This window comes from Sphingomonas aracearum (assembly GCF_003345355.1).
Classification (GTDB): Bacteria; Pseudomonadota; Alphaproteobacteria; order Sphingomonadales; family Sphingomonadaceae; genus Sphingomonas; species Sphingomonas aracearum.
Genome location: NZ_QQNB01000002.1, coordinates 560,274 through 582,643 on the forward strand (window position 1 = coordinate 560,274; position 22,370 = coordinate 582,643).

A 22,370-nucleotide genomic window follows, 5' to 3' on the forward strand; every position below is an offset into this window, starting at 1 on the left:
GCGTCGTCAACGCCGCGAATTAGCGTGTGGCGTTGTAGCGCAGCTGGTCGCCGGTCAGCTGAAAGCCGACCAGCGCCTCGAACGTGGCGCGCTGCACCGCGGCCCGCACTTCCGGCACCGTCAGCGGATCCACCGCGGCATCCTCCTCGCCCGCCTTGCGACGGCGCGTCAGCCGCTCGCGCACGTCCGCCGGCAGGGTGGCGGCGGCGCGGTTCACCGTGCCGCTGGCGCTGCCCGTCGCCGAGGCGCGGGCCTGGCCGGCGTCGAAATGCAGGTTCACCTGCCCCACGCGCTTGGCCACCACCGCGCTGCCGCCCTGCACCACCGAGAGGAAATACGGCAGCTGCACGTCGCGCGGCGCATCGGTGCGGGTGCGACGGGCGTTCACCGAGAAGGTCACCTGGGTGACGATATCCTCGCCCGTTTCGGTGCAGGTGGAGCGCACGTCCGTCATCGCCCCCGTGACGTCGATCGCGCTTGCCGCAGTGCTGGCCGGCGGATCGAACAGCGTGATGTCACCCGTGCCGGCAGGCACGCCGACCGTCGGGCAGCCGGTGCGCACGGACGTGATGCCGCCCTCGATCAGTTCGCCCTTGTTGGCGCATCCCGCCAGCGCGAGAAGAACGGCGGAGGCGGCGATGGAACGGCTCTTCACGGAACGGCGCACCTTTTTCACAACAAGGGGCCGCCGCGCTGGATACGCCTCGGCCCCGGAACACGGGCGCAGCATAGGAACCGCCTTTCGCGCACGCAAGCAATCGCGTAGAGCCCGTGGCCATGAGCCTTTCCGAAAAGCCTGCGCTTGAGCTCCTGATCGCCGCTCCGCGCGGCTTCTGCGCCGGGGTAGATCGCGCCATCCGCATTGTCGAGCTGGCGATCGAGAAGCATGGCGCGCCCGTCTATGTCCGGCACGAGATCGTCCACAACAAGTTCGTGGTGGACGATCTGAAGGCCAAGGGCGCGGTGTTTGTGGAAGAGCTGGACCAGGTGCCGGACGGGGTGCCGGTCGTCTTCTCCGCCCATGGCGTGCCGAAATCGGTGCCGGCCGCGGCGCAGGATCGCGGCCTTTCCTATCTCGATGCCACCTGCCCGCTCGTGTCCAAGGTGCATCGCCAGGCCGAGCGGCTGGTCGCCTCCGGTCGCCACATCGTCTTCATCGGCCATGCCGGCCATCCGGAAGTGATCGGCACCTTCGGGCAGGTGCCGCTCGGCGCGATGTCGCTGGTGGAGACGCTGGAGGATGTGGCGCTGCTTTCGGTGCCCGATCCCGACAACCTCGCCTTTCTCACGCAGACGACCCTGTCGGTGGACGACACCGCACAGATCGTGGAAGCGCTGCAGGTGCGCTTCCCCACCATGCAGGCGCCGCGTGGAGAGGACATATGCTATGCCACGTCGAACCGGCAGGCGGCGGTAAAGGCGATCGCATCGTCGTGCGATGCCGTGCTGGTGATCGGCGCACCCAATTCCTCCAACTCCGTGCGCCTGGCCGAGGTAGCCGAGCGACAGGGCGTCCCCGCCCGCCTGATCGGCCGTGCCGACGAGATCGATTGGGAATGGCTGCACGGCGTCGGCACGCTGGGGATCACCGCCGGCGCCTCCGCCCCGGAAATACTGGTGCGCGAAGTGGTCGCCAAGCTTGCCGAGCGCTACGACGTGACCGAGCGCGAAGAGGAAACGACGCGCGAGACGATCGCCTTCAAGCTCCCCCGCGAGCTGGAAGCGGCAGCGTAGGCGCCCTCTCCCGTCACCAGAACCGATCGTGGTGAAGAGAGACTGAGCGCATGCGAAGGCTCGTCTCGAACCACATCATCCTTCGAGACGTTCGCTCTCGCTCAGCCGCTCCTCCGGCCGTACGGACGGAGGAAGCGCTGCACGGATTTGACCACATGGCCGTCTACACCCACGTCTCCGCCGAAGCCCTTTCCGCCCTTCTCGCGCGCTACGACGTCGGCGCGCTCGTCTCCGCAAAGGGCATCGCGGAGGGGGTGGAGAACAGCAACTATCTGGTCGACACCACGGCGGGCCGCTTCATCCTGACCCTGTACGAGAAGCGGGTGGACGGGGGCGACCTGCCCTTCTTCCTCGCGCTGCTCGATCATCTCGCGGCCAAGGGACTGCCGGTGCCGCCCGCCATCAAGGACCGGCAGGGCGCCGCCATCCAGACGCTGGAGGGGCGGCCCGCCTGCCTCATCCAGTTCCTGCCCGGCGTGTCCCTCTCCAGTCCCACGCCCACCCAGGCCCGCGCGGCCGGCGATGCGCTCGGCCGTCTGCATGCCGCCGCCGCCGACTTCCCGCTCACGCGGCCGAACACGATGGGCTCCCACACCTGGCAGCCCTTGCTGGAGCGCTGCGGGCGCCGCCTCGATGAGATCGCCCCCGGCCTGCACGACGATCTGGCGGATGCCGTCGCCAAGCTGTCGGTCGCCTGGCCCGCGGGGCTCGACCGCTCGCTGATCCACGCCGATCTGTTCCCCGACAACGTGCTGATGCTCGGCAATGAGATCACCGGCCTGATCGACTTCTACTTCGCCTGCACCGACCTGCGGCTGTACGACCTCGCCATCATGCACACCGCCTGGTGCTTCGATGCGCAGGGCCGCACGTTCGACGCGGCGATCGGAGACGCGCTGATCGAAGGTTATGGCCGACACTTTCCGCTGAACGACGACGAACGCCTGGCCTTCAACGATCTGGCGGTCGGCGCCTGCATCCGTTTTGCCCTGTCGCGCGCCTGGGACTGGCTCAACACCCCCGCCGATGCGCTGGTGACCCGCAAGGACCCGCTCGCCTATATGCGCCGCCTCGCGCACTACGATCCCCGACTTCTGACCCGAGTGAAGCTGTGACCCTTTCCGCTACCGAACTGCCCCATGTCGAGATCGCCACCGACGGCGCATGCAAGGGTAATCCCGGGCGCGGCGGCTGGGGCGTTCTGCTGCGCATGGGCGGAACCGAAAAGGAGCTGTCCGGCGGGGAGGCGAACACCACCAACAACCGCATGGAGCTGATGGCGGCAATCCAGGGGCTCAGCGCTCTCAAGCGCCCCTGCCGCGTCACCCTGTCCACCGACAGCCGCTACGTGATGGACGGCCTGACCAAGTGGATCCACGGCTGGTTGAAGAACGGCTGGCGGACCGCGGACAAGAAGCCGGTAAAGAATGCCGAATTGTGGCAGCAGCTCCTTGCCGCCGCCAAGCCCCACCGGGTCGAATGGAAGTGGGTGAAGGGCCATGCCGGCCATCCGGACAACGAGCGCGCCGACAAGCTCGCCAGCGACGCCGCCATGGCGATCGCCGGGTGCTGACCGTTCACGACCAGACGCGCTCGAACCGCGCGCCGAGGCTGGTCAGCAGCTCGTATTGCGACATGCCCGACCGGGCCGCCGCTTCGGGCAGCGCGAAGTCCAGCACCAGCCAGTCCCCTTCGCCTATTTCGGCAGCGGCGCTCACGTTCACCGCCGTCAGGTCCATCGACACCCGACCGATCACGGGCAAGATTGTGTCCCCTGCTTTTGCCGTGCCGCGATCGGAGAACCCCCGGAAATAGCCGTCGGCATAGCCGATGTTGAGGATCGCCACCTCGGTATCCTCAGGCGCCGTCCAGAGGGCGTTGTAGCCGACCGTCTGCCCTGCCGGCACCCGGCGGCGCTGCAGTACCTGCGCCTGCGGGGATACGACCTGGCGGACGCCGCCCAGTGCCGCGCGCGGCACGCCGCCATACAGTGCCAGGCCCGGCCGCGTCAGGTCGAAGGCGAAGTCCGCGCCCAGCCCGATCCCCGCCGAGTTGGCGAGGCTCATCCGCCGCGCCGACGTTTGTCCGGCCAGCCCGGCAAAGGCGCTGCGCTGGCGGGCGTTCAGCGCGCTGTCCTCATCGGCGCTCGCCAGGTGGCTGAGGAGCGTGTCGATCGCCAGCCCCTCGACGAGGCCGAGATCGCCTGCCGCCAGGCCCAGCCGGTTCATGCCGGTATCCACCATCACGTCGCACGCGCCGTGCCCGCGCCAGCGCGCCACCTGCCCGGGCGTGTTCAGCACCGGGCGAGCATGCCGCAGCCGGGTCGCCAGCGGCATGTCCTCTTCGCGCACGCCGTGGAGCACGGAGACGGTCGCGCCGGTGTCGGCCAGCGCCGCGGCTTCCGCCCAGCTGGCGACGAAGAAGTCGCGGCAGCCCGCTTCCAGCAATCGGCGCACCACTTCGCGCGCGCCCAGGCCATAGGCATCGGCCTTTACCGCCGCGCCGCAGGCCGCAGGGCCCGATAGCCGCTGGAGCAGCCGCCAGTTGTGCAGGAGAGCGGCGGAATCGAGCTGAAGGCGGGAAGGCAGGGTCACCCGCCAGCGGCTAGCGGATGACGGGCCGCAGAGCCAGCACCCGCCTGCCCCTCAGTCACCAGGATGCGATCGGCTCAGATCTTGGCCGCGTAGATCATCCGCCCCGGCCCGAGCCGCTCGAACACCTCGGCGAGCTGCCTTTCCCCAACGGCAAAGCACCCTTGGCTGCGGCCGAGCATGCCGCGCGTCTTCGCCAGGTCGGGATTGGCATACCAGGCCGAATGCACCACGATCGCGCGGCCGAGCGCGTTGTTGTTGCTCCCGTCGAGGCCGATCAGCCGCTGCGAACGGCCATGCTTGCCGACATAATAATCGGCCGCCAGGAAAGCCCCGTCGCACGAAGCGTTGGAGTTGAAGGCGTTGGAGAAGCGCTGCACCCATCCGGTATGCGCCGGGTCCGAACCGCTGCCATGCGCGACCAGGAACGAGGTGGTCGCACCGCTGGCGAGGTCCACCAGGTGAAAGCGCGGCTGCGACGACGGCAGGGCAAAGTCGACCACCGCCATCCGGTCCCGCTGCTTCACAGTTCCGTGCGTGTTGAGCGCACCAAGCGCGCGGCGCAGCAATTCGGGGCGCAGACCCCGCGGCATAAGCGGCAGCGGCGCAGCAGGAGCCGGCGCCATCATTGTCGCACCCGCGCCTTCCGGCAGCATCATGCCCCCGGCGATCAGCGCCGAACCCTTCAACAGCGCGCGACGGCTTGCCCCGCGCCCCAACAGATCGTTCATGGTATCATGCAGCCCCAGAGAAGTCCCGCTGCACTCCTTATAAGGCGTCGCAGGTAAAGTTTCTCCTGCTTTTCGAGTGAGTTCCGACCTCCTCGGCTCCGTTCGCCGCGCTCCCGTGGCGGTTCGCCGCATGGACCCAACTTAGATCACGCGCGTTGTAAAATTCGTGATCGTCAAGAGGGAAAATGCCATGAAGTCGCTGTGGATCGCTCCGCTGCTGCTCGTCGCCACCGCCTTGCCCGCGCATGCCCGCGAGGCAGCTTCGCCTGCCATGGTGGCGGTGGAAGCACAGGCCGCGGCCCTGACCCGCAACAGCTATGTCTGGAACGAAGTACCTGGTGCGGTGGGTCCGCTGCGGGTGGTGGTGAGCATCGCCGACCAGCGGGCCTATGTGTATCGCGGCGAGACGATGATCGCCGCGGCCTCCGTCTCAACCGGCAAGGACGGCAAGGAGACGCCGGCAGGGGAATATCCGATCCTGCAGAAGGCGGTGAAGCACAAGTCCAATCTCTACAATTCGGCCCCCATGCCGTACATGCAGCGGCTCACCTGGGACGGCATCGCGCTGCACGCCGGCAACAATCCCGGCTTCCCCGATTCGCATGGCTGCGTGCGGCTGCCGGCCGCCTTCGCCAAGCGCCTGTTCGCCGCCACGGAAGTCGGCACCACCGTCAGCGTGGTCGAGGAGCCGATCATGCTGCAAAGCGACCTGTCGCCGATCGAGGATCCGGCGCTGACCACCGCCGAAACTGCCCAGATCGCGGCATTGGGCGGCCGCTGAACATGGGAGAGGCCGCGACAGGGTCGCGGCCTCTTCTCCTCCAACAGGAAACGGGCGCACCAGCCGGTAGCACCCTTTTCTGCGATTAGCCCATCAGCACGTCGCGATACGCTTCGAAACAGCGTGCACCGCAGCGCAGCCGGATCAGCGCACCTTCGGCCATCGCGGTAGCACGCGCGGGATCCTCGGAGACCGCCGGGCGGATCGCCTCGCGATTCCAGTCCTCCGAATGCTTGATGTCGAGCACGGCGTGCAGCGAGAAATAGCGTCGCTCCTTGCCGTTCAAGCCAAGCCGCTTCAGCCCCTCACACACCATGTGCGAGCGCCCCGGCGCAGTCAGTTCGATCACGCCCAGGGCGCCCACAGAGTGCCAGGCATAGCGCCGGCTGGTCGCCATCGCGGTCATCGCATTGGCCAGGGCGAGGCTCTGCCACACGGTGTTCTCGATCTTGGGATCGACCTTCAGCGTCTCCACCAGCGCATCCAGCATCGGGCCGTGCATGCCCTTGGCGGTACCATGCCCCATCTCGTCCCAATAATTGCGCGCAAGCTCCAGCTTCGGCAGCGTCGGCAGCTTGACCTGGGTCATCGCCACCAGATCGTCGAAGCCCGCCTCACCAGCCGCCTCCTGCTCGAAGAACCACCGCATCTGCTCCATGCTGGCATGGTCCTGCAGCCAGGGGAACAGCGGGTCGCCCTGCCCTGGCCCGACCTGCTTCAGCTCCTCGAACCATTCGATGAAGCCTTCCACCTCGGTCGGCGCGGCGGCGGCCTCGTCACGCACCTCGGCGCGCAGTTCCTCCAGGAACCCGCCCTCCAGCCGCTGCATCCGCGTGTCGCGGTCCAGCGTGCGTTGCCAGTCGTCGGTCGGGAACCCCGGCTCCAGCCGCTCGCGATTCCAGTGGGCAAGACCCCGCTGGAAGCTGTCGGTAAGGAATTGCGAAATATGCTGCTGCTGCGGCGCGAAACGGGTGGCCATATGCTCTCCTTGTCGGCGAGCGAAACCCGTCGCGCCGGGTGGGAGTTCCCCGGCCTGATCTGCATCAATCCAGGTGCGGATCGGCCATCGGCTTGTCGAGCCGAGTGGAATGCCCCATCCCCGCGGCGACGCGGAAACGGTGTGGCGGGTGAAAGGCGGGGTACGGATGGCAGTGCTTGTTACCGGAGCAGCCGGGTTTATCGGCATGCATGTCGCGCAGGCGCTGCTCGCGCGCGGCGAAACCGTGATCGGGGTCGACAACCTCAATGACTATTACCCGGTGGCGCTGAAGAAGGCACGCCTGGCGGAGCTGGAAAAATCCGGCGGCGCGTTCGCCTTTCATTGCGTCGACTTCGCCGATGAAACCGCACTCGACGCCACGCTTGCCGGCCGCGAGATCGACCGCATCGTCCATCTCGGCGCACAGGCCGGCGTGCGCTACTCGATCGAGAACCCCCGCGCTTATGCCCGCTCCAACCTGACCGGGCACCTCAACATCCTCGAACTGGCGCGGTCACGGCGCGTGCGGCATCTCGTTTATGCCTCGTCCTCCTCCGTTTACGGCGCCAACGCCGCGCTGCCCTTCTCCGTCGCGGACCGCGCGGACCATCCCGTTTCGCTCTATGCCGCAACCAAGCGCGCCGACGAACTGATGAGCGAAAGCTACGCGCACCTCTATCGGTTGCCGCAGACGGGCCTCCGCTTCTTCACCGTTTATGGACCATGGGGGCGGCCGGACATGGCACCCTGGCTGTTCACCCGCGCGATCTTGGCGGGGGAGCCGATCCGCGTCTTCAACGAGGGCCGGATGCGGCGCGATTTCACCTATGTCGACGATGTGGTCACCGGCGCGCTGGCGGCGCTCGACCGTCCCCCGGCCGATGACGGCAGCGAGAAGGCCGGCGGCAATCGCACCCCGCACGCGCTCTACAACCTCGGCAACAACCGCGCCGAGGCGCTCACCGACGTGATCGACCTGTTCGAGAAGGCCTGCGGGGTGCCTGCGATTCGCCAGCTGGAGCCGATGCAACCGGGCGACGTGCCCGCCACCTATGCGGACCTGACGGAAGCCTCACGCGATCTCTATTTCCGCCCGCGCACCAGCATCGGGGAGGGCATTCCACGCTTCGTGGACTGGTACCGCCGCCACGGCGCCCCCATCGACGCCGCGCGGGGCTAGCGCCTATCTCTTCAGGTCGTCGATGAACGCCTGCACCGGCCCCTTCAGGTCCTCGCGCGCGAGCGACAGCGCGATGTTGGCCTGGATCCAGCCGGCCTTGTCGCCGCAGTCGAAGCGCTGGCCATCGAAGGTGAAGCCGTGGAACGGCTGCTTGCCGATCAGCTGGGCCATCGCATCGGTCAGCTGAATCTCGCCGCCCGCGCCCTTCACCGGATTGTCGAGGATCTTCATCACCTCCGGCTGCAGGATGTAGCGTCCCGGCGTCATCAGGTTCGACCTGGCGGTGCCCTTCGCGGGTTTCTCAACCACTTCCAGCACTTCGGTAACGCGCCCGTCCACCTGGCCCGGCGTGATGATGCCGTACTTGCTGGTCTCTTCCTCCGGCACCTCCAGCGCGCCGATGAAGTTGCCGCCATGTTGGTTATAGGCCTGCATCATCTGGCCCAGGAAGCTCGGCTCGCCGACCATCAGCTCGTCCGGCAGCAACACGGCGAACGGCTCGTCGCCGACGATGTCGCGCGCGCACCATACGGCATGACCAAGACCCAGCGGCTCCTGCTGGCGGACATAGACGGGCGAACCCGGCTTCTGGCGGATGCCTTCGATGAGCGCCATCGACTTGCCGCGCTCGCGCATCGTCGCCTCGAGCTCGAACGAGACGTCGAAATGGTCCTCCAGCGCGCCCTTGCCGCGGCCGGTGACGAAGATGATCTGCTCGATCCCGGCCTCCAGCGCCTCTTCCACGGCATATTGGATCAGCGGCTTGTCGACGACCGTCAGCATTTCCTTAGGCATCGCCTTGGTGGCGGGCAGGAAGCGCGTGCCGAGGCCGGCAACCGGAAACACGGCCTTGCGGACAGGCTTGATGGTCATCGAGGGTCCCCCTTGTCTGGCGGCGTCTTAGCCGTGCCGAATTGCGGCGACAATCACACCGATCATGAGATTAGTCCCGTTTTAAGCCCCGACGGGCTAGCCGGTTCCCATGAGCAGAACCGTTCTCGTCGTCTTCGGCACCCGGCCGGAAGCCATCAAGCTGTTCCCGGTGGTGCAGGCCCTCGGGCAGACACCCGGCCTGAAGGTGCGCACCTGCGTGACCGCGCAGCACCGTGGCCTTCTCGACCAGGTGCTGGAGATCGCCGGTCTTTCGCCGGACGTGGACCTCGACCTGATGGAGCCGGGGCAGACGCTGGACCGGCTCACCGCCCGCCTGCTGACGGGTCTGGGCGAGGTGATGGATGCCGAACGGCCGGACATGGTCGTCGTGCAGGGTGATACCGCCACCGCCATGGCCGGCGCGCTTGCCGCCTATTACCGCCGCGTGCCCGTTGCGCATGTCGAGGCGGGGCTGCGCTCCGGCGACATCTATCAGCCCTGGCCCGAGGAGGTGAACCGCCGCATCGTCGCGCCGATCGCCGCCCTCCATTTCGCTCCCACCGACACCGCAGCCGAGGCGCTGCGCCGCGAAAATATCGCGGCCGACACCATCCATGTCACCGGCAACACCGTGATCGATGCACTGCTCGCGACCCGCGCGAGGATCGCCCAGGAGCCCGCGCTGGCCGCCGGACTGGACGATCTTGCCGATCGCTTCGCCGGCAAGCGCGTGGTGCTCGTCACGACGCACCGGCGCGAGAATTTCGGCGGCGGCATGGAAGCGATCGCCCGCGCCATCGGTCGCATCGCCGATCGCGGCGACACCGCCGTGCTCTTTCCGATGCATCCCAATCCCAACGTGGTTTCCGCCATGGACCGGGTGCTCGGGGAGCGGGACAACGTCGCCCGCATCGCCCCGCTCGACTATCCGCACTTCATCCGCGCGCTGGAGCTCGCCCATGTGGTGCTCACCGATTCGGGCGGCGTGCAGGAGGAAGCGCCCGCCCTAGGCAAGCCGGTGCTGGTGATGCGCGAAACCACCGAGCGGCCGGAGGGCGTCGTTGCCGGCACCGCCAGGCTGATCGGCACCGACGAAGACCGCATCGTTTCCGAAATCTTCACGCTCCTCGTCGATAGCCAGGCTTATTCGGCGATGGCGCGCGCGCACAATCCGTTCGGCGACGGCCACGCCTCGGCACGCATAGCGAGGGTGATCGCGGATGGTTTCGGAGTCTGAGCTGAAGGTCTGCGTTCTCGGGCTCGGCTATATCGGCCTGCCCACCGCCGCGGTGATCGCCCGCACCGGCGCCCATGTGCTCGGCATCGACGTGCACCAGTCGGTCGTGGATACGGTGAACTCCGGCAAGGTGCATATCGAGGAAGTAGACCTCGACGGTCTCGTTTCCGGCGTCGTCGCGCGCGGTCATCTGCGCGCTTCGACGTTGATCGAGCCCGCCGACATATTCGTGATCGCCGTGCCCACCCCGTTCAAGGACGACCACCAGCCGAACATCGGCTACGTCCTCCAGGCGGCGACCACCGTTGCCGCGGTGCTGAAGGCCGGCGACGTGGTGATCCTCGAATCGACCTCGCCGGTCGGCACCACGGAACAGGTGGCCAAGCTCCTGTCGCAGTTGCGGCCCGACCTGCGCGTCCCCGGCCACTGCGCGGGGACCGCCGACGTGGCCATCGCCTACTGCCCGGAGCGCGTGTTGCCGGGCCGCATCCTGGTCGAACTGATCGACAATGATCGCGTGATCGGCGGCATCACCCCGCGTTGCGCGCGCAAGGCACTCGCCTTTTACCGCCGGTTCGTGCGCGGCGCGTGCGTCACCACCACCGCCAACGCGGCGGAGATGACGAAGCTGACCGAAAACGCCTTCCGTGACGTGAACATCGCCTTTGCCAACGAACTGAGCCTGGTTGCGGACCGCATGGGCGTGGACGTGTGGGAAGTGATCCGCCTCGCCAACCGCCACCCGCGCGTGAACATCCTCTCGCCCGGCCCTGGCGTCGGCGGGCACTGCATCGCGGTCGACCCCTGGTTCCTGGTGTCCGCCGCGCCCGAGGAGACGCCGCTGATCCGCACGGCGCGGGAAGTGAACGACGCCAAGGTCGCCCACACCATCGCCCGGGCGGAGGCGCTGATCGATGCGCTGCCACAGGGTGCGCCCGTTGCGTGCCTCGGCCTCGCATTCAAGGCGAACATCGACGATTTCCGCGAAAGCCCGGCGCTTGCCGTCGCCGCCCATCTTGCCCGCCGCTATGGCGAGCGGATCCATGTGGTGGAGCCGTTCACCCGTATTCTCCCCGCCGTCTTCGATGGCACGGGCGTACGGCTGATCGACCTGGACGATGCGATCGAGGCGTGCCCGGCGATGATCGTGCTGGTGGACCACGAGATCTTCCGGTCCGTCCCGCTCGACGAGCGCGCCGGCAAGCAGGTCTACGACACGCGCGGGCTCTGGCCCGATCAGCCGCGGCATGCCCGCGCCGAAGAGGAACTCCGGCTGGTCGGGTAAAGCTGCGGCGGCCAGCCTAGAACGGCTGGTCGCGCGTGGCTACCAGTGCCGGAACGACCGGCCGCGCCTTGCCGGTAAGCGCCGCCGCGGCCCGCTCCATCGCGTCCGCGCGCGCGGCGGGGGACGCGTGGGTGCGACTGCGGAACAGGCCGCCCCCGATCTTGCGGCCCGCTCCGCGCCAATATCGCGCGCCGATCATCGGGTCGTAGCCCGCGTTGAACAGCAAGGCGACGCTGAGTTCGTCCGCCTCGTCCTCCGTGCGCCGGTTCAGCTTGCCGCTTCTGCCCAGCTCGGACAGCAGGCCCATGTTCACGCCCGCCGCCTTCAACCGCTCGGTATGGCGCAGGATGTTGTGCGCCAGTTCGTGCGCGACGATCACCGCGAGCGCGTCGTCATCCCCGTCCAGGAAGCGCGATCCGATCTGCACCATCTCGCCATTGGCACTGGCCTCGAAGGCGTCGGACAGCAGCAGCTCGAACCGGCTGCGGCAGGCGGGCACCGGCTGCACCACGACCTGGCGCGAAACGCCTCCGCGGCTCACTTCCATGCGGATCGGGGCGGACGGCGGCAGGCGTGCGATGCCGCTTTCCAACGCAACCAGCGCAGCCGTGCTGGCCGGCGCTTCGGCCGGGGCGGGCGCCGGCAGCGCCACGCCGGAAATCCGCTCCACCGCATCGCCCGCGCGGAGGCTCACCTTTGCAGCCGGGCTGCCGGGTACCACGCCTTCGAAGGCGACTTCCTGGCGCCCCAGGCCCAGCGCCTGCCGAGCCGCAGGGCGATATGCGGGAGCATATTGCTGCACGGTGGCAAGCTGCCCGCCCGTGGCCGGCTGCTTTATGTCGCAGAGGGCCGCATTCGCCGTTGCCAGCCGGAAGCCGATAGCGGCCACCCGCATGTCCCCGGTACGCACCGCCTCGATCACGGCCTGCGGGTCCTCCGCGGCACTGTAAGGAGCAGGAGCCGCGGCCATGCTGGCGGCGGCAGCGAACGTCAGAAGCCAGGAATGACGGGTCAAGCGAGCGGCTCCGCAGGATCATGGGCAGGAACGGTCGGACAGCTAGTGATTGCGTCCCGGCGTTGCGACCCCGTATAGGCGCCACCCGAACAAGCGACACCCCTGATGATTTCCCGTATCTTTCGATCGCGCACCGCGAAAACGGCCGCCCTGCCCGCCGTCCCACCGGGCCAGCGGCTCTACGCCGTCGGCGACGTCCATGGCCGGCTGGACCTGCTTGAGCCGCTGCTGGCGCGCATCGAGGACGACGATGCCGGCCGCGCGCCGGCGTCCACGACGCTCGTCTTTCTTGGCGATCTCGTGGATCGCGGACCTCAGTCGGCCCAGGTCATCGATCGGCTGATCGCGCTCAAGGCGCAGGCGCCGCAGACCCGCTTTCTCATGGGCAACCATGAGGAAGTCATGTTGCTGTCGCTGGACGCCGACCGGGAGGCGTTGCGACTGTTCGCTCGGATCGGCGGCCGCGAGACCATCCTGAGCTACGGCGTGGACCGCGCCGATTACGACGCAGCCGACTATGACGGGCTATTCGAGCTGATGCGCGCCCATGTGCCGGAGGCGCACCGCGCCTTTCTGCGCGCCATGGAGGACATGGTGATCGTGGGCGACTATGCCTTTGTTCATGCCGGCGTGCGCCCCGACGTGCCGCTTGCCGAGCAGAAGACGGGCGACCTTCGCTGGATTCGCGGCCGCTTCCTCGACCATGGCGAGCGGCTGGAAAAGATGATCGTGCACGGTCACAGCATTGCCGACGATGTGCAGCAGATGCCCCATCGCATCGGCCTGGATACCGGCGCCTTCTCCACCGACCGGCTTTCGGCCATGGGGTTCGAATCAACACAGCGCTGGGTGCTGCAAACCTGAAAACCTTAAGAAAACTAACACGATCAGCTTAGATCGGCTTAGGTGTTGCGCCGCAACAACAGCGTTCTTTTTACGGGCCCGGATGCGCCGCCGGGGGGTTGTCGCGCCGCAGAGCCTATGTCATATGGCCGCTGCAACGAACCTTCGGAGCACTAAAGGGAGTTTGATATGCGTTTGGCGAAGATCCTGATGGCGGCGGCTGCCGTTTCGATGTCGGCGGCGCCGGCGCTGGCGGCTCCTGCCAACCCGGCGGCCTCGCTCTCGGTGGCCAAGTCGGTCCGCGCCGGCACCTCGGCGGGCAAGAAGAACAACGTGGTCGCCGCTGGCGTGATCGTTGCTGTGCTCGCGGCTGCTGCCGTGGCGGTGGGCGTGGTTGTGGTTGCTGACGACGACGGCGACGACAGCGACAGCAACTAAGACTCGCCTTTGCGACGATTAGGGAAGGGCGGCGCCGTTGGCGTCGCCCTTTCTTTTTGTGCTCGCGACTGAGGCATGCCGGATCCGATGCCTGCGATGGACCTTCTCGCGTGGCTTCGCACGATCACCGGTCTGGCCCCGCCTGCATCCGCTCCGCGCGCGCTCCTTGTACTCGCGACGAGGCATGCCGGATGCAACGCCCGCCACGCGCCTTCGCGCGAAGCTTCGTATGATTGCCGGTCTGGCCCCGCCTGCACCCCGCCCGGAAGGCCCGGCGTCAACTCCGGTCCCTGCCCCAAGCGGCGCGATTTTCGGCCGGCGTAAGGTGCCACCGGCCATTCGCTTCAATCCGGTGGCAGCTCTTCGGCGCTCGCAAGGTCCAGAGGCGAACCACCCTCCCCTCTGCGGCCACGAACGGCTCGAGGTTCGGTCACCTGCCAGCCATCCGCTCCTATCCCGCCGCGCGGGCGGTCAATGGAGGACGGAGTTGGAGGCGCAACCGAGCGGGTTTGGCGTTTAACCTGATCCCGCGGCCGCGAGGCGGCAGCTTGGCGCTCGCGCCATCAACGCTTGTCCAAGCCGAAGCCCTGCCGCACCGATCTCGGGGAAGATCTGGACGCGGTGCGCCTCAGCGTGGAAGCAACCCACATCCTTTTCGTGCCGGTTCACGGCTCGACGCAGCGCGATGGCTAGCGATGAGGAGCGGACGCTGCGGAACTTGGGTCTGCCCTGCCGAGCTTTGCCCCCGCCGCGGACAACTTCGACCCTCGCACGATCTTGGCAACGCGCGCGAAGCACGCAGCGCTGAAGGCGCGACTGACGTCGAAGATTTCGCCGCAAGGCAGTTCCCGCGGCCGACCGGGTCTTGGCCGCGACCCCGCGAAAGCGCCGAGATAGAGGAAGGTTTGACGGGCATCGCCAGCCCAGACTACCACTACCGTCAGCTGGCGGCAGAGCCACCGCCAAGCCTGTCAATCGTCAATCGAGGCTACGGCTGGCTGCTGCTCGCCTGGACCATACACAAGCAGCTACCCGGCACATCGAAGCGCGGGCGCCCGCTCAGCGCGGGGCGCGGCCCCCTTGCTGCATCTGCTGCATCATCTGCATCTGCTGGATAAAGGCCTTGGACTGGAAATCGACCATGGTGACGTCGAACACCAGCACCGAATGGGCCGGGATCGCCACTTCGCCGGTCTGCGGATTGGTGACCGGCTTGTCGCCATAGCCGAGCTGCGGCGGGATCCACAGGCGGTACTTGGCGCCCTTGCCCATCAGCTTGAGGCCTTCCTCGAAGCCCGGGATGGCGCCACCGCCGAGCGGGAACGGCACCGGCTGCTGCGACTTGTCGAACTGCTTGCCACTGGTCAGACGGCCCTCATACTCGACCAGCGTGATGTCCGCGTCGGTAGGGGTGGGGCCACCCTTCCCCTTCTGCAGCACCTGGTATTGCAGGCCCGAGGGCGTTTCCACCACTCCGGCCGCGCGCTTGTTGCGCGCCAGGAAGCTCGCCGCCGTGTCGCCGGGCGCCTGGAACGCCAGCAGGGCCGCCGCGATCAGCGCCAGCACGGCGCCCAGCCAGATCCAGCGCACATAGGCCTTCTTGACGGGCAGCAGGGGAACGGCGGTGACAGTGGACATGGGTGCTCCGGAAGTCGGCGGGTGGCGCCTGTTCAGGCTGGTCTCTAGGGCCGCTTCGAACGGCGGGCAAGCCGGGAGACAGCAGACATGACAGCGGCCGCGGGCGGCCGGCGTGACGGTACGCCCGGCAGCCCACGGCCGCGTAAATCAAGGAAGGGCAGAAGCCCCCGCGACGGCTTACTTGGCGCCGTCGCGCTCCATGCGCTTGCGCTCCAGCTTGCGGGCGCGACGCACGGCGGCGGCACGCTCGCGCGCACGCTTCTCGGAGGGCTTCTCGTAGTGACGGCGCAGCTTCATCTCGCGATACACGCCCTCGCGCTGCAGCTTCTTCTTGAGCGCGCGCAGGGCCTGGTCAACGTTGTTGTCGCGAACGATAATCTGCATAAACCGTCAAACCTCAATTCGATAAAAGGGGAGCGCCGCGGGGACAGGCCCCACGTCGTGAAGGTGCGGCCCCTAGCAACCCCGGGGCAGGAAGGCAAGCGCTCCGCGCGCATGTTGCGCGATTGCCACGGTCCGGCCGAAAGGCGCGTCGGGGAGCCTGGCAGCGGACAACGTGTTTGCCGACCCAGCGCCGCCCGGCTCGCGCCGCAGACCCCAGCGTTCACCGGCAGCACCAGCGCCGGCTACAGCGCAACGGCCCCCATCGGCATTCACCCGCCAGCGTCGTCATGCGGGAGCACCGGGGCTGGCCGCCGCCTCAGCCGCAACTCAGGCGGCGTTGCGTACTCCGCTGGCGTCCGGCTCGCCCGCGCTGCCGTTCAAGGCCCCGATCGCCGCCGTGATATGCAGCGCGGCCAGCGGATCGACCCTATCCGCCACGAGGAGCGCTTCGGTCAGGGCAAGTCGGAGATGGTCGAGCGGGGCGGAGGCGTCTTCGAACATGTTTACGCAAGACATGTCGCCGGTCGGGGTTCCGGCCCTTGCGTCCGTTAACCAAGAGGGACCGGATCAGCCGAGTCGTCGCCGCGACGATCCGCCAAGTGCGATGCACTTCCTCTGGCGGAGCAAAGGCGCGAGAGGGGGTGCGCTCCCCCGGCAAACTGCTCTAAGGCAGCGCGCATGACCGCCGCGCGCCTTCAACTCCACAACAGCCTGTCCCGCCGCCTCGAACCGTTCGAGCCCATCGATCCCGCCAACGTGCGCGTCTACACCTGCGGGCCGACCGTCTATAACTACCAGCATATCGGCAACATGCGCGCGTTCCTGTTCGCCGACACACTAGGCCGGACGCTGCGTTGGAAGGGCTGGCCGACCACCCACATCATCAACATCACCGATGTGGGCCACCTTACCTCGGACGCCGATGCCGGCGACGACAAGATGGAGAAGGCCGCGGCCCGCGCGGGCAAATCCATTTGGGAGATCGCCGCCTACTATACCGACGTGTTCAAGCACGACGTGGCGCGCCTCAACATCGCACCGCCGGCCCGCTGGGCGGTGGCGACCGACCACATCGCCGAGATGATCGCGTTCGGCGAGGCCATCGAGGCGAATCACTGCTACCGGCTCGACAGCGGCCTGTATTTCGACACCTCCACCGTGCCCGATTACGGCCGGCTGGCGCGCAGCGCCGCCGATGATGTGGAGAGCCGCATCGAGCCGGTCGCCGGCAAGCGCCACCCGCAGGATTTCGCCATCTGGCGCACCTCCGCGCCCGGCGAGAACCGGCAGATGGAATGGGACTCTCCCTGGGGTCGCGGCGCGCCGGGCTGGCATCTCGAATGCTCGGTGATGAGCCAGAAATATCTTGGCGAACGGTTCGACATCCACACCGGCGGGATCGACCATCGCGAGATCCACCACCCGAACGAGATCGCCCAGAACCAGGCGCATTGCGCCTGTCCGGGAGACCGCGACTATACCGGCGCGCGCTTCTGGCTGCACAACAACTTCCTCGTTGATCGCACGGGAAAGATGAGCAAATCGTCGGGCGAGTTCCTGACGTTGCAGGTTCTGATCGATCACGGCTTCCACCCCCTCTCCTACCGCCTGCTCTGCCTGCAGGCGCAGTATCGCTCCGAGCTGGAGTTCAGCTGGGAAAACCTCGCCGCGGCGCAGATCCGGCTGAAGCGCCTCGTCCAGGGGGTGGAGCGACTGCGCGAGCGGGCGGAGGCACCGGGCACCGCGCCCGCCGCCTATCGCGACCAGCTCGACGCGGCCATCTCGGACGATCTCAACACCCCCAGGGCACTGCCGGTGCTCGATGCCCTGCTCGCCGACAAGAAGCTGTCGCCCGCCGATCGCCTGGCGGCGCTGGCGGACTTCGATGCGGTGCTCGGATTGCGCCTGGCGACGCTCACCCGCGCGGACCTGCGCACGCGTCCGGCCGCGGCCGGGATCGCGGAGGCGGACATCGAACGCCGCCTCGCCGAGCGCCTGGACGCGCGCGGGCAGAAGGACTTCGCCCGGTCGGATGCACTGCGCGACGAACTTGCCGCCGCCGGCGTGGAAGTAATGGACGGCGATCCCCTGGGATGGGATTGGAAGCTCTGAAGCCTCCGGCCATGAGAGGCGCTGTCGGAGAGCTTGCGTGAAGATCGTCCTGCCCGCCCTCGCCCGCCCGCTGCTGGAGCAGCATCTGCCCGCCGGGCATGAGGTGCGATGGTTCACCAGTCGCGAGGAAGCGGGCGAGATGGTCGCCGATGCCGACATCGCCTGGGTGGATCAGAACCGCCCGGTCTGGACCGGCGAAACGGTGGCGAAGGGCGAGCGGCTGCGCTGGCTGTTCACCCTCTATGCCGGGCTTGATGCGCTGGACCTGCCGCTGCTCGCGGGCCGGGGCACGATCGTTACCAACGGCACCGGGATCAATGCGGTGACGGTGGCGGAATATGCGGTGCTCGGCATCCTCGCCGCCGCCAAGCGTTTCGACCAGGTGGTGCGCGCGGCCGACCGGCGGGAATGGCTGACCGACGCCCCCGGCAAGCTGGAACTCGACGAAACCCGTGCGCTGGTGATCGGCCATGGCACGATCGGCCGCCTGATCGGTACGCGGCTCGCCGGCTTCGGCGTGGCGGTGACGGGCGTCACCCGGTCGGGCCGCGACGGCACGTTGACGCCGGACGCATGGCGCGAGCGGCTCGGCGAGTTCGACTGGGTGGTCCTGGCCGCACCCTCCACCGGGGACACCCGCGCCATGATCGGCGCGGCGGAGCTTGCCGCGATGAAGCGCAGCGCCTGGCTCATCAACATCGCGCGCGGCGACATGATCGAGGAAGCGGCGCTGCTCGACGCGCTGCGGACGCGCACGATCGCCGGTGCCTTCCTCGATCCCACCGATCCCGAGCCGCTGCCGGCCGGCCATCCGCTGTGGACCGCGCCCAATACCCTGCTGTCCATGCACCTGTCGGGGCGCAGCCAGACCCGGATGTTCCCGCGCGCCGCCGCCTTGTTCCTCCGCAATCTGGAGGCGTTCCTCGGCGGGCGTCCGATGGAGAATGAGGTTGACCTCCGCCTGGGGTATTGACCGCGCCATGCCGGCTGTTGTTCTCCGCCTGCACGGTTGCACTGCCGGCTTGATGAGCTAGGGTTCCCGTTTGGGACGAATGCACGTGGGAGTGTGCGTTGGAACTGCGTTTGATTGTTGCTTACTCGATTATCGCCTTTCTGCTCGTGGCCGGTTCGGCCGCCGGCATCGTGTATCGCCGCCGCTCGATCGCGCGACGGCGCCGGCTGCGAGGCATCAAGACCTGAGGCGCCCCCAAGTCTAGCTTGGTTGCACGGTTTTCGGATTGGGCGCATGGACGCGCGCTAACCGCTGCAAACGAGAAAACCCGTCATGGCCGCAAACTGGGCCCCCGATAGCTGGACCAACGCCGAAGCGCGGCAGATGCCGCACTATCCCGATGCCGCCGCCCTGGATGCCGCGACACGTCAGCTGGGAAGCTTTCCGCCGCTGGTCTTTGCGGGTGAGGCGCGGGCGCTCACGGCCGATCTGGCGCGCGTGGCGGAGGGCAAGGCCTTTCTGCTGCAAGGCGGCGACTGCGCGGAAAGCTTTGCGGAGCACAGCGCCAACAACATCCGCGACACGTTTCGCGTGATCCTGCAAATGGCGGTGGTTCTCACCTTCGCCTCCAAGCTGCCCGTGGTGAAGCTCGGCCGCATGGCGGGGCAGTTCGCCAAGCCGCGCTCGGCCGACATGGAACAGGTCGGCGACACCGAGCTGCCCAGCTATCGCGGCGACATCGTCAACGACATCGATTTCACGCCGGAAGGCCGCGTGCCCGATCCGCAGCGCATGATCCGCGCCTATTCGCAGTCGGCGGCCACGCTGAACCTGCTGCGCGCGTTCGCGCAGGGCGGCTACGCCAATCTTGCCCAGGTGCATCGCTGGACCCACGACTTCATGGGCCGCAGCCCGTGGGCGAAGAAATATGCCGAAACCGCCGACCGCATCGGCGAGGCGCTGGAGTTCATGAACGCCTGCGGGATCAGCCCGGAAACGGTGCCACAGCTTGCCCAGACGCAGTTCTTCACCAGCCACGAGGCTTTGCTCCTCCGCTACGAACAGGCACTGACGCGGCAGGATTCGCTGACCGGCGGCTGGTACGACACCTCGGCGCATTTCCTCTGGATCGGCGATCGCACCCGCTTCGAGGGCTCGGCGCATGTCGAGTTCCTGCGCGGGATCGAGAACCCGATCGGCATGAAATGCGGGCCGAGCCTGGAGCCGGATGCGCTGCTGCGCATGCTGGACACGCTGAACCCGGGCCGGGTGCCCGGCCGCATGACGCTCATCACCCGCTACGGCCATGACAAGATCGAGGCCGGCCTGCCCAAGCTGGTGCGCGCGGTGAAGCGCGAGGGGCATCCGGTGGTCTGGAGCTGCGATCCGATGCACGGCAACGTCGTCAAGGCCGCCAACGGCTACAAGACGCGGCCGTTCGAGCGCATCCTGGCCGAGGTCCGCGGCTTCTTCGCGGTGCACCGGGCGGAGGGCACGCATGCCGGCGGCATTCATGCCGAGATGACCGGCCAGAACGTCACCGAATGCACCGGCGGCGCGGTGGACGTGACCGAGCAGAGCCTTGCCGATCGCTACCACACCCATTGCGATCCGCGCCTCAATGCCAGCCAGAGCATCGAGCTTGCCTTTCTGCTTGCCGAGATGCTCAACGTGGAAATGGCCGAGCGGCGCAAGGCCGCGGCCTGAACGCGCTTGACGCGGGAGGCGCGGCCCCGTAAAGGCCGCGCTCCCGCTCAGCACGGCCCCTTCGTCTAGCGGTTAGGACGTCGCCCTCTCACGGCGAAAACACGAGTTCGATTCTCGTAGGGGTCACCAGCGTTTACAGGCACTTAGTTGCCTGATCGCGGGAACTAGCCGGAACTTCGGTAATAGATCGGTTCTGAACAGGCTGAGACAGCCTGAACCAAGCGGGAACGTGCAGGGACGATCCTGCCAACATCGTCGCGAAGCCTGCGCTCGCCTGCGGCCTCATCGATTAGATGCGCACAATGCCTCCACCATGCGTTGAAGTGTCCTGCCGAAGCATGGAGGATGGGATGACGAGAGAAAAGATCACCGATGGCGCGAACGAGCGCGCGGTCGATGAGAACATCGCCGGAACCGCCGCCGGCATCCCGGATGATGCATTGCTGCCGGGGCAAGATTTGCCAGAGCAGCCAAGCGATGAGGAGGTTGCCCGGACCGCGAAGAAGCTGGACGCGCCCGTGCCAGAAGCCGAGGGGTAAAGTTGTCTTGAGGCTGTCGACGGCGGCAGCCACGAAGTGGCAGCCTGGCAGGTAGAGAAAGTTGGATTGAATGGGTGCGTTCGATGATCCTGTAGACCCGGAACTGGGTGCCGCCTGCAATCGCCTTGCGGCGTGGGTAGAGCCGCTTCCCACCGGAGTTCTAATTGATCAAGCATCCGGGCTCAAAGAATCCGATCTCGCCCTTATCTTGCGGCATCTGCATGCCACTCGGTTGGGTATGCTCGACGACGCACCGGAGCCGCCTCAGGCGCTGCGATCTGGTCGGGCGTCTGTTCCCCTTACTGCAAAGGATTGAGCGCCACCGCGATGAACCTTCAGCGTGGCTCGGCCATGAACTGCTCTAGCCATCTGTTTCCTTGTAGAGATTCGCTAAATGGCCGCTCTGATCCGATTACGGGCGAGCCGCCTCTGCCCCAAAGGCAATATTGAGAGAGATCGTCAAGCATCGAATCCAACCAATCGTGGCCATGATATTTGAATTCTCTATGTCCTTCGATCTTGAAGTCATCTATCAGAATGGGTTTCTGCTCGCGGAAGAACAGGAAGTCGCTAGCATACACTTGCACTATATCGTTGAATTTCTCGACCTCATCCGAGTTCAACCGTAACGTGACGAGACGCGGGTCGCTTGGGTGTGACATCGGGCGGAGAAATACTATCGACGCGGTGGGTAGAATGGGCAGGACCAACTTGCGGCCGCTATTTAGGCCATCCTTGGACGAAGGAAGGTTGTGGAAGAAGCCGTCTCCGGCAATGAATTCTCTTTCGTCACTGAAGAGGACAGCCCACCTACCGCTTTCTTCCATGTACTTGCGGTAAGCATCATAAAGCCCACGCTGGTTCAGCGCGATAAGCGTCTTGTCCGCCCTAGTATCAGCAAGGCCGAAGTCGCTGCGGAACTGCTCCGTCGTCAACTTAATTACGTGACGTACACGCGGGGTGCGCGCCAGCAGCGAAGCTGTGACGCGAGCGAGCTGATGCTGCCTAGCTGGCGGTAAAGATTGGGCCGCTATTCGTTTCACCATTGGTTGATCCGCGGCCACGATCGGTGCTTCAAGCGTCGACAACCAACGCACGAGGTCAGACATCTCGGCGTCTGGTTGGTTGAATATCGGTTCGAATGTGGAGTCCCAAGGCCCGCCCATTTTCATGTGATGTGCATTGGTAATGGCTCCGAATGCACCGGGCGGAGCTCGTCGCACCTCTCCGTTGGGCCGAATGACCGATACCATACCTTCGTGGTCTGCCCAGTGCTCGGCGAGGGTGCGCGGCCACCAGTGATGAAGCTCTGTCTTAAGCGGCCTTTTTTTCATTTGGCGTGAGCGCCCCC

24 protein-coding genes and 1 tRNA gene are annotated in these 22,370 nt (G+C 66.9%); 15 read left to right on the forward strand and 10 right to left on the reverse strand.

What is annotated here, in order from left to right; genetic code table 11:
* Nucleotides 1-19 precede the first annotated feature (19 nt).
* Nucleotides 20-655 carry a hypothetical protein gene (locus DVW87_RS09945; protein WP_239017848.1) on the reverse strand — a complete coding sequence of 212 codons (636 nt, stop codon included), beginning with the start codon at nucleotides 653-655 and terminating at the stop codon, nucleotides 20-22.
* Nucleotides 656-777: 122 nt separating this feature from the next.
* Between DVW87_RS09945 and ispH the strand changes: the two genes are divergently transcribed.
* From ispH to rnhA, 3 genes are all read left to right on the forward strand, one after another.
* Nucleotides 778-1,734: a 4-hydroxy-3-methylbut-2-enyl diphosphate reductase gene (ispH, locus tag DVW87_RS09950; RefSeq protein WP_114687621.1), complete on the forward strand. Its 957-nt coding sequence runs from the start codon at nucleotides 778-780 to the stop codon at nucleotides 1,732-1,734.
* 155 nt (nucleotides 1,735-1,889) lie between these two features.
* Complete coding sequence (thrB, locus tag DVW87_RS09955; RefSeq protein ID WP_114687622.1) at nucleotides 1,890-2,849, forward strand: homoserine kinase; 960 nt, start codon at nucleotides 1,890-1,892, stop codon at nucleotides 2,847-2,849.
* On the forward strand, nucleotides 2,846-3,307 hold the full coding sequence (rnhA, locus tag DVW87_RS09960; protein WP_114687623.1) for a ribonuclease HI: 462 nt from the start codon (nucleotides 2,846-2,848) through the stop codon (nucleotides 3,305-3,307). The genes thrB and rnhA overlap by 4 nt, the downstream gene beginning before the upstream one ends.
* A gap of 4 nt (nucleotides 3,308-3,311) precedes the next feature.
* On the opposite strand, the gene alr is transcribed toward rnhA, so the two are convergent.
* On the reverse strand, nucleotides 3,312-4,328 hold the full coding sequence (gene alr / locus DVW87_RS09965) for an alanine racemase (protein WP_114687624.1): 1,017 nt from the start codon (nucleotides 4,326-4,328) through the stop codon (nucleotides 3,312-3,314).
* A gap of 74 nt (nucleotides 4,329-4,402) precedes the next feature.
* Complete coding sequence (locus DVW87_RS09970; RefSeq protein WP_114687625.1) at nucleotides 4,403-5,056, reverse strand: murein L,D-transpeptidase catalytic domain family protein; 654 nt, start codon at nucleotides 5,054-5,056, stop codon at nucleotides 4,403-4,405.
* A gap of 190 nt (nucleotides 5,057-5,246) precedes the next feature.
* On the opposite strand from DVW87_RS09970, the gene DVW87_RS09975 reads away from it, so the two are divergent.
* Entirely contained in the window at nucleotides 5,247-5,837 is a 591-nt protein-coding gene (locus DVW87_RS09975; RefSeq protein WP_114687626.1) for a L,D-transpeptidase family protein, read from the forward strand.
* A gap of 85 nt (nucleotides 5,838-5,922) precedes the next feature.
* On the opposite strand, the gene DVW87_RS09980 is transcribed toward DVW87_RS09975, so the two are convergent.
* Nucleotides 5,923-6,816 (reverse strand): iron-containing redox enzyme family protein, encoded by an 894-nt coding sequence (locus DVW87_RS09980; protein ID WP_114687627.1) that lies wholly within the window; start codon nucleotides 6,814-6,816, stop codon nucleotides 5,923-5,925.
* Between the two features lie 166 nt (nucleotides 6,817-6,982).
* Here DVW87_RS09980 and DVW87_RS09985 point away from each other — a divergent pair, with 166 nt between their 5' ends.
* Nucleotides 6,983-7,996 (forward strand): NAD-dependent epimerase/dehydratase family protein, encoded by a 1,014-nt coding sequence (locus tag DVW87_RS09985; RefSeq protein ID WP_114688179.1) that lies wholly within the window; start codon nucleotides 6,983-6,985, stop codon nucleotides 7,994-7,996.
* Between the two features lie 3 nt (nucleotides 7,997-7,999).
* On the opposite strand, the gene galU is transcribed toward DVW87_RS09985, so the two are convergent.
* Nucleotides 8,000-8,869: a UTP--glucose-1-phosphate uridylyltransferase GalU gene (gene galU, locus DVW87_RS09990; protein WP_114687628.1), complete on the reverse strand. Its 870-nt coding sequence runs from the start codon at nucleotides 8,867-8,869 to the stop codon at nucleotides 8,000-8,002.
* Nucleotides 8,870-8,978: 109 nt separating this feature from the next.
* Here galU and wecB point away from each other — a divergent pair, with 109 nt between their 5' ends.
* A complete protein-coding gene (wecB, locus tag DVW87_RS09995; protein WP_114687629.1) occupies nucleotides 8,979-10,106 on the forward strand; it encodes a non-hydrolyzing UDP-N-acetylglucosamine 2-epimerase in 1,128 nt (375 codons plus the stop codon).
* Nucleotides 10,090-11,391, forward strand: coding sequence for a UDP-N-acetyl-D-mannosamine dehydrogenase (wecC, locus tag DVW87_RS10000; protein WP_114687630.1), 1,302 nt, complete (start codon nucleotides 10,090-10,092; stop codon nucleotides 11,389-11,391). Before wecB ends, wecC begins: the two co-directional genes overlap by 17 nt.
* A 16-nt stretch (nucleotides 11,392-11,407) precedes the next feature.
* Here the strand turns inward: wecC and DVW87_RS10005 are convergent, their stop codons facing one another.
* The gene (locus DVW87_RS10005) at nucleotides 11,408-12,406 is read right to left on the reverse strand and encodes a M48 family metallopeptidase (RefSeq protein ID WP_147276248.1); all 999 of its coding nucleotides are present in this window, start codon (nucleotides 12,404-12,406) and stop codon (nucleotides 11,408-11,410) included.
* A 105-nt stretch (nucleotides 12,407-12,511) separates the two neighbouring features.
* On the opposite strand from DVW87_RS10005, the gene DVW87_RS10010 reads away from it, so the two are divergent.
* Together DVW87_RS10010 and DVW87_RS10015 are read left to right on the forward strand one after the other, a co-directional pair.
* Entirely contained in the window at nucleotides 12,512-13,270 is a 759-nt protein-coding gene (locus DVW87_RS10010) for a metallophosphoesterase family protein (protein ID WP_114687632.1), read from the forward strand.
* 168 nt (nucleotides 13,271-13,438) lie between these two features.
* Nucleotides 13,439-13,687 carry a hypothetical protein gene (locus DVW87_RS10015; protein WP_239017849.1) on the forward strand — a complete coding sequence of 83 codons (249 nt, stop codon included), beginning with the start codon at nucleotides 13,439-13,441 and terminating at the stop codon, nucleotides 13,685-13,687.
* Nucleotides 13,688-14,746: 1,059 nt separating this feature from the next.
* Here DVW87_RS10015 and DVW87_RS10020 read toward each other — a convergent pair.
* The 3 genes from DVW87_RS10020 to DVW87_RS18090 form a co-directional block, all read right to left on the reverse strand.
* On the reverse strand, nucleotides 14,747-15,325 hold the full coding sequence (locus tag DVW87_RS10020; protein WP_114687633.1) for an FKBP-type peptidyl-prolyl cis-trans isomerase: 579 nt from the start codon (nucleotides 15,323-15,325) through the stop codon (nucleotides 14,747-14,749).
* 177 nt (nucleotides 15,326-15,502) lie between these two features.
* A complete protein-coding gene (gene rpsU / locus DVW87_RS10025) occupies nucleotides 15,503-15,709 on the reverse strand; it encodes a 30S ribosomal protein S21 (RefSeq protein WP_056428702.1) in 207 nt (68 codons plus the stop codon).
* A gap of 327 nt (nucleotides 15,710-16,036) precedes the next feature.
* Nucleotides 16,037-16,210: a hypothetical protein gene (locus DVW87_RS18090; protein WP_181814790.1), complete on the reverse strand. Its 174-nt coding sequence runs from the start codon at nucleotides 16,208-16,210 to the stop codon at nucleotides 16,037-16,039.
* A 177-nt stretch (nucleotides 16,211-16,387) separates the two neighbouring features.
* Between DVW87_RS18090 and cysS the strand changes: the two genes are divergently transcribed.
* The 6 genes from cysS to DVW87_RS10050 all read left to right on the forward strand — a co-directional run bounded on the left by cysS (nucleotide 16,388) and on the right by DVW87_RS10050 (nucleotide 21,019).
* Complete coding sequence (gene cysS, locus DVW87_RS10030) at nucleotides 16,388-17,821, forward strand: cysteine--tRNA ligase (RefSeq protein ID WP_114687634.1); 1,434 nt, start codon at nucleotides 16,388-16,390, stop codon at nucleotides 17,819-17,821.
* A 37-nt stretch (nucleotides 17,822-17,858) separates the two neighbouring features.
* Entirely contained in the window at nucleotides 17,859-18,794 is a 936-nt protein-coding gene (locus DVW87_RS10035) for a D-2-hydroxyacid dehydrogenase (RefSeq protein ID WP_114687635.1), read from the forward strand.
* 98 nt (nucleotides 18,795-18,892) lie between these two features.
* Nucleotides 18,893-19,021 carry a hypothetical protein gene (locus tag DVW87_RS18495; RefSeq protein ID WP_275402081.1) on the forward strand — a complete coding sequence of 43 codons (129 nt, stop codon included), beginning with the start codon at nucleotides 18,893-18,895 and terminating at the stop codon, nucleotides 19,019-19,021.
* A gap of 85 nt (nucleotides 19,022-19,106) precedes the next feature.
* Complete coding sequence (locus tag DVW87_RS10040; RefSeq protein ID WP_114687636.1) at nucleotides 19,107-20,480, forward strand: class II 3-deoxy-7-phosphoheptulonate synthase; 1,374 nt, start codon at nucleotides 19,107-19,109, stop codon at nucleotides 20,478-20,480.
* A gap of 54 nt (nucleotides 20,481-20,534) precedes the next feature.
* Nucleotides 20,535-20,609 (forward strand) — tRNA-Glu (locus DVW87_RS10045).
* 221 nt (nucleotides 20,610-20,830) lie between these two features.
* Nucleotides 20,831-21,019 carry a hypothetical protein gene (locus tag DVW87_RS10050; protein ID WP_114687637.1) on the forward strand — a complete coding sequence of 63 codons (189 nt, stop codon included), beginning with the start codon at nucleotides 20,831-20,833 and terminating at the stop codon, nucleotides 21,017-21,019.
* Nucleotides 21,020-21,354: 335 nt separating this feature from the next.
* Here DVW87_RS10050 and DVW87_RS10055 read toward each other — a convergent pair whose 3' ends face one another.
* Nucleotides 21,355-22,353, reverse strand: coding sequence for a DUF4238 domain-containing protein (locus tag DVW87_RS10055; RefSeq protein ID WP_114687638.1), 999 nt, complete (start codon nucleotides 22,351-22,353; stop codon nucleotides 21,355-21,357).
* Nucleotides 22,354-22,370: the final 17 nt, after the last annotated feature.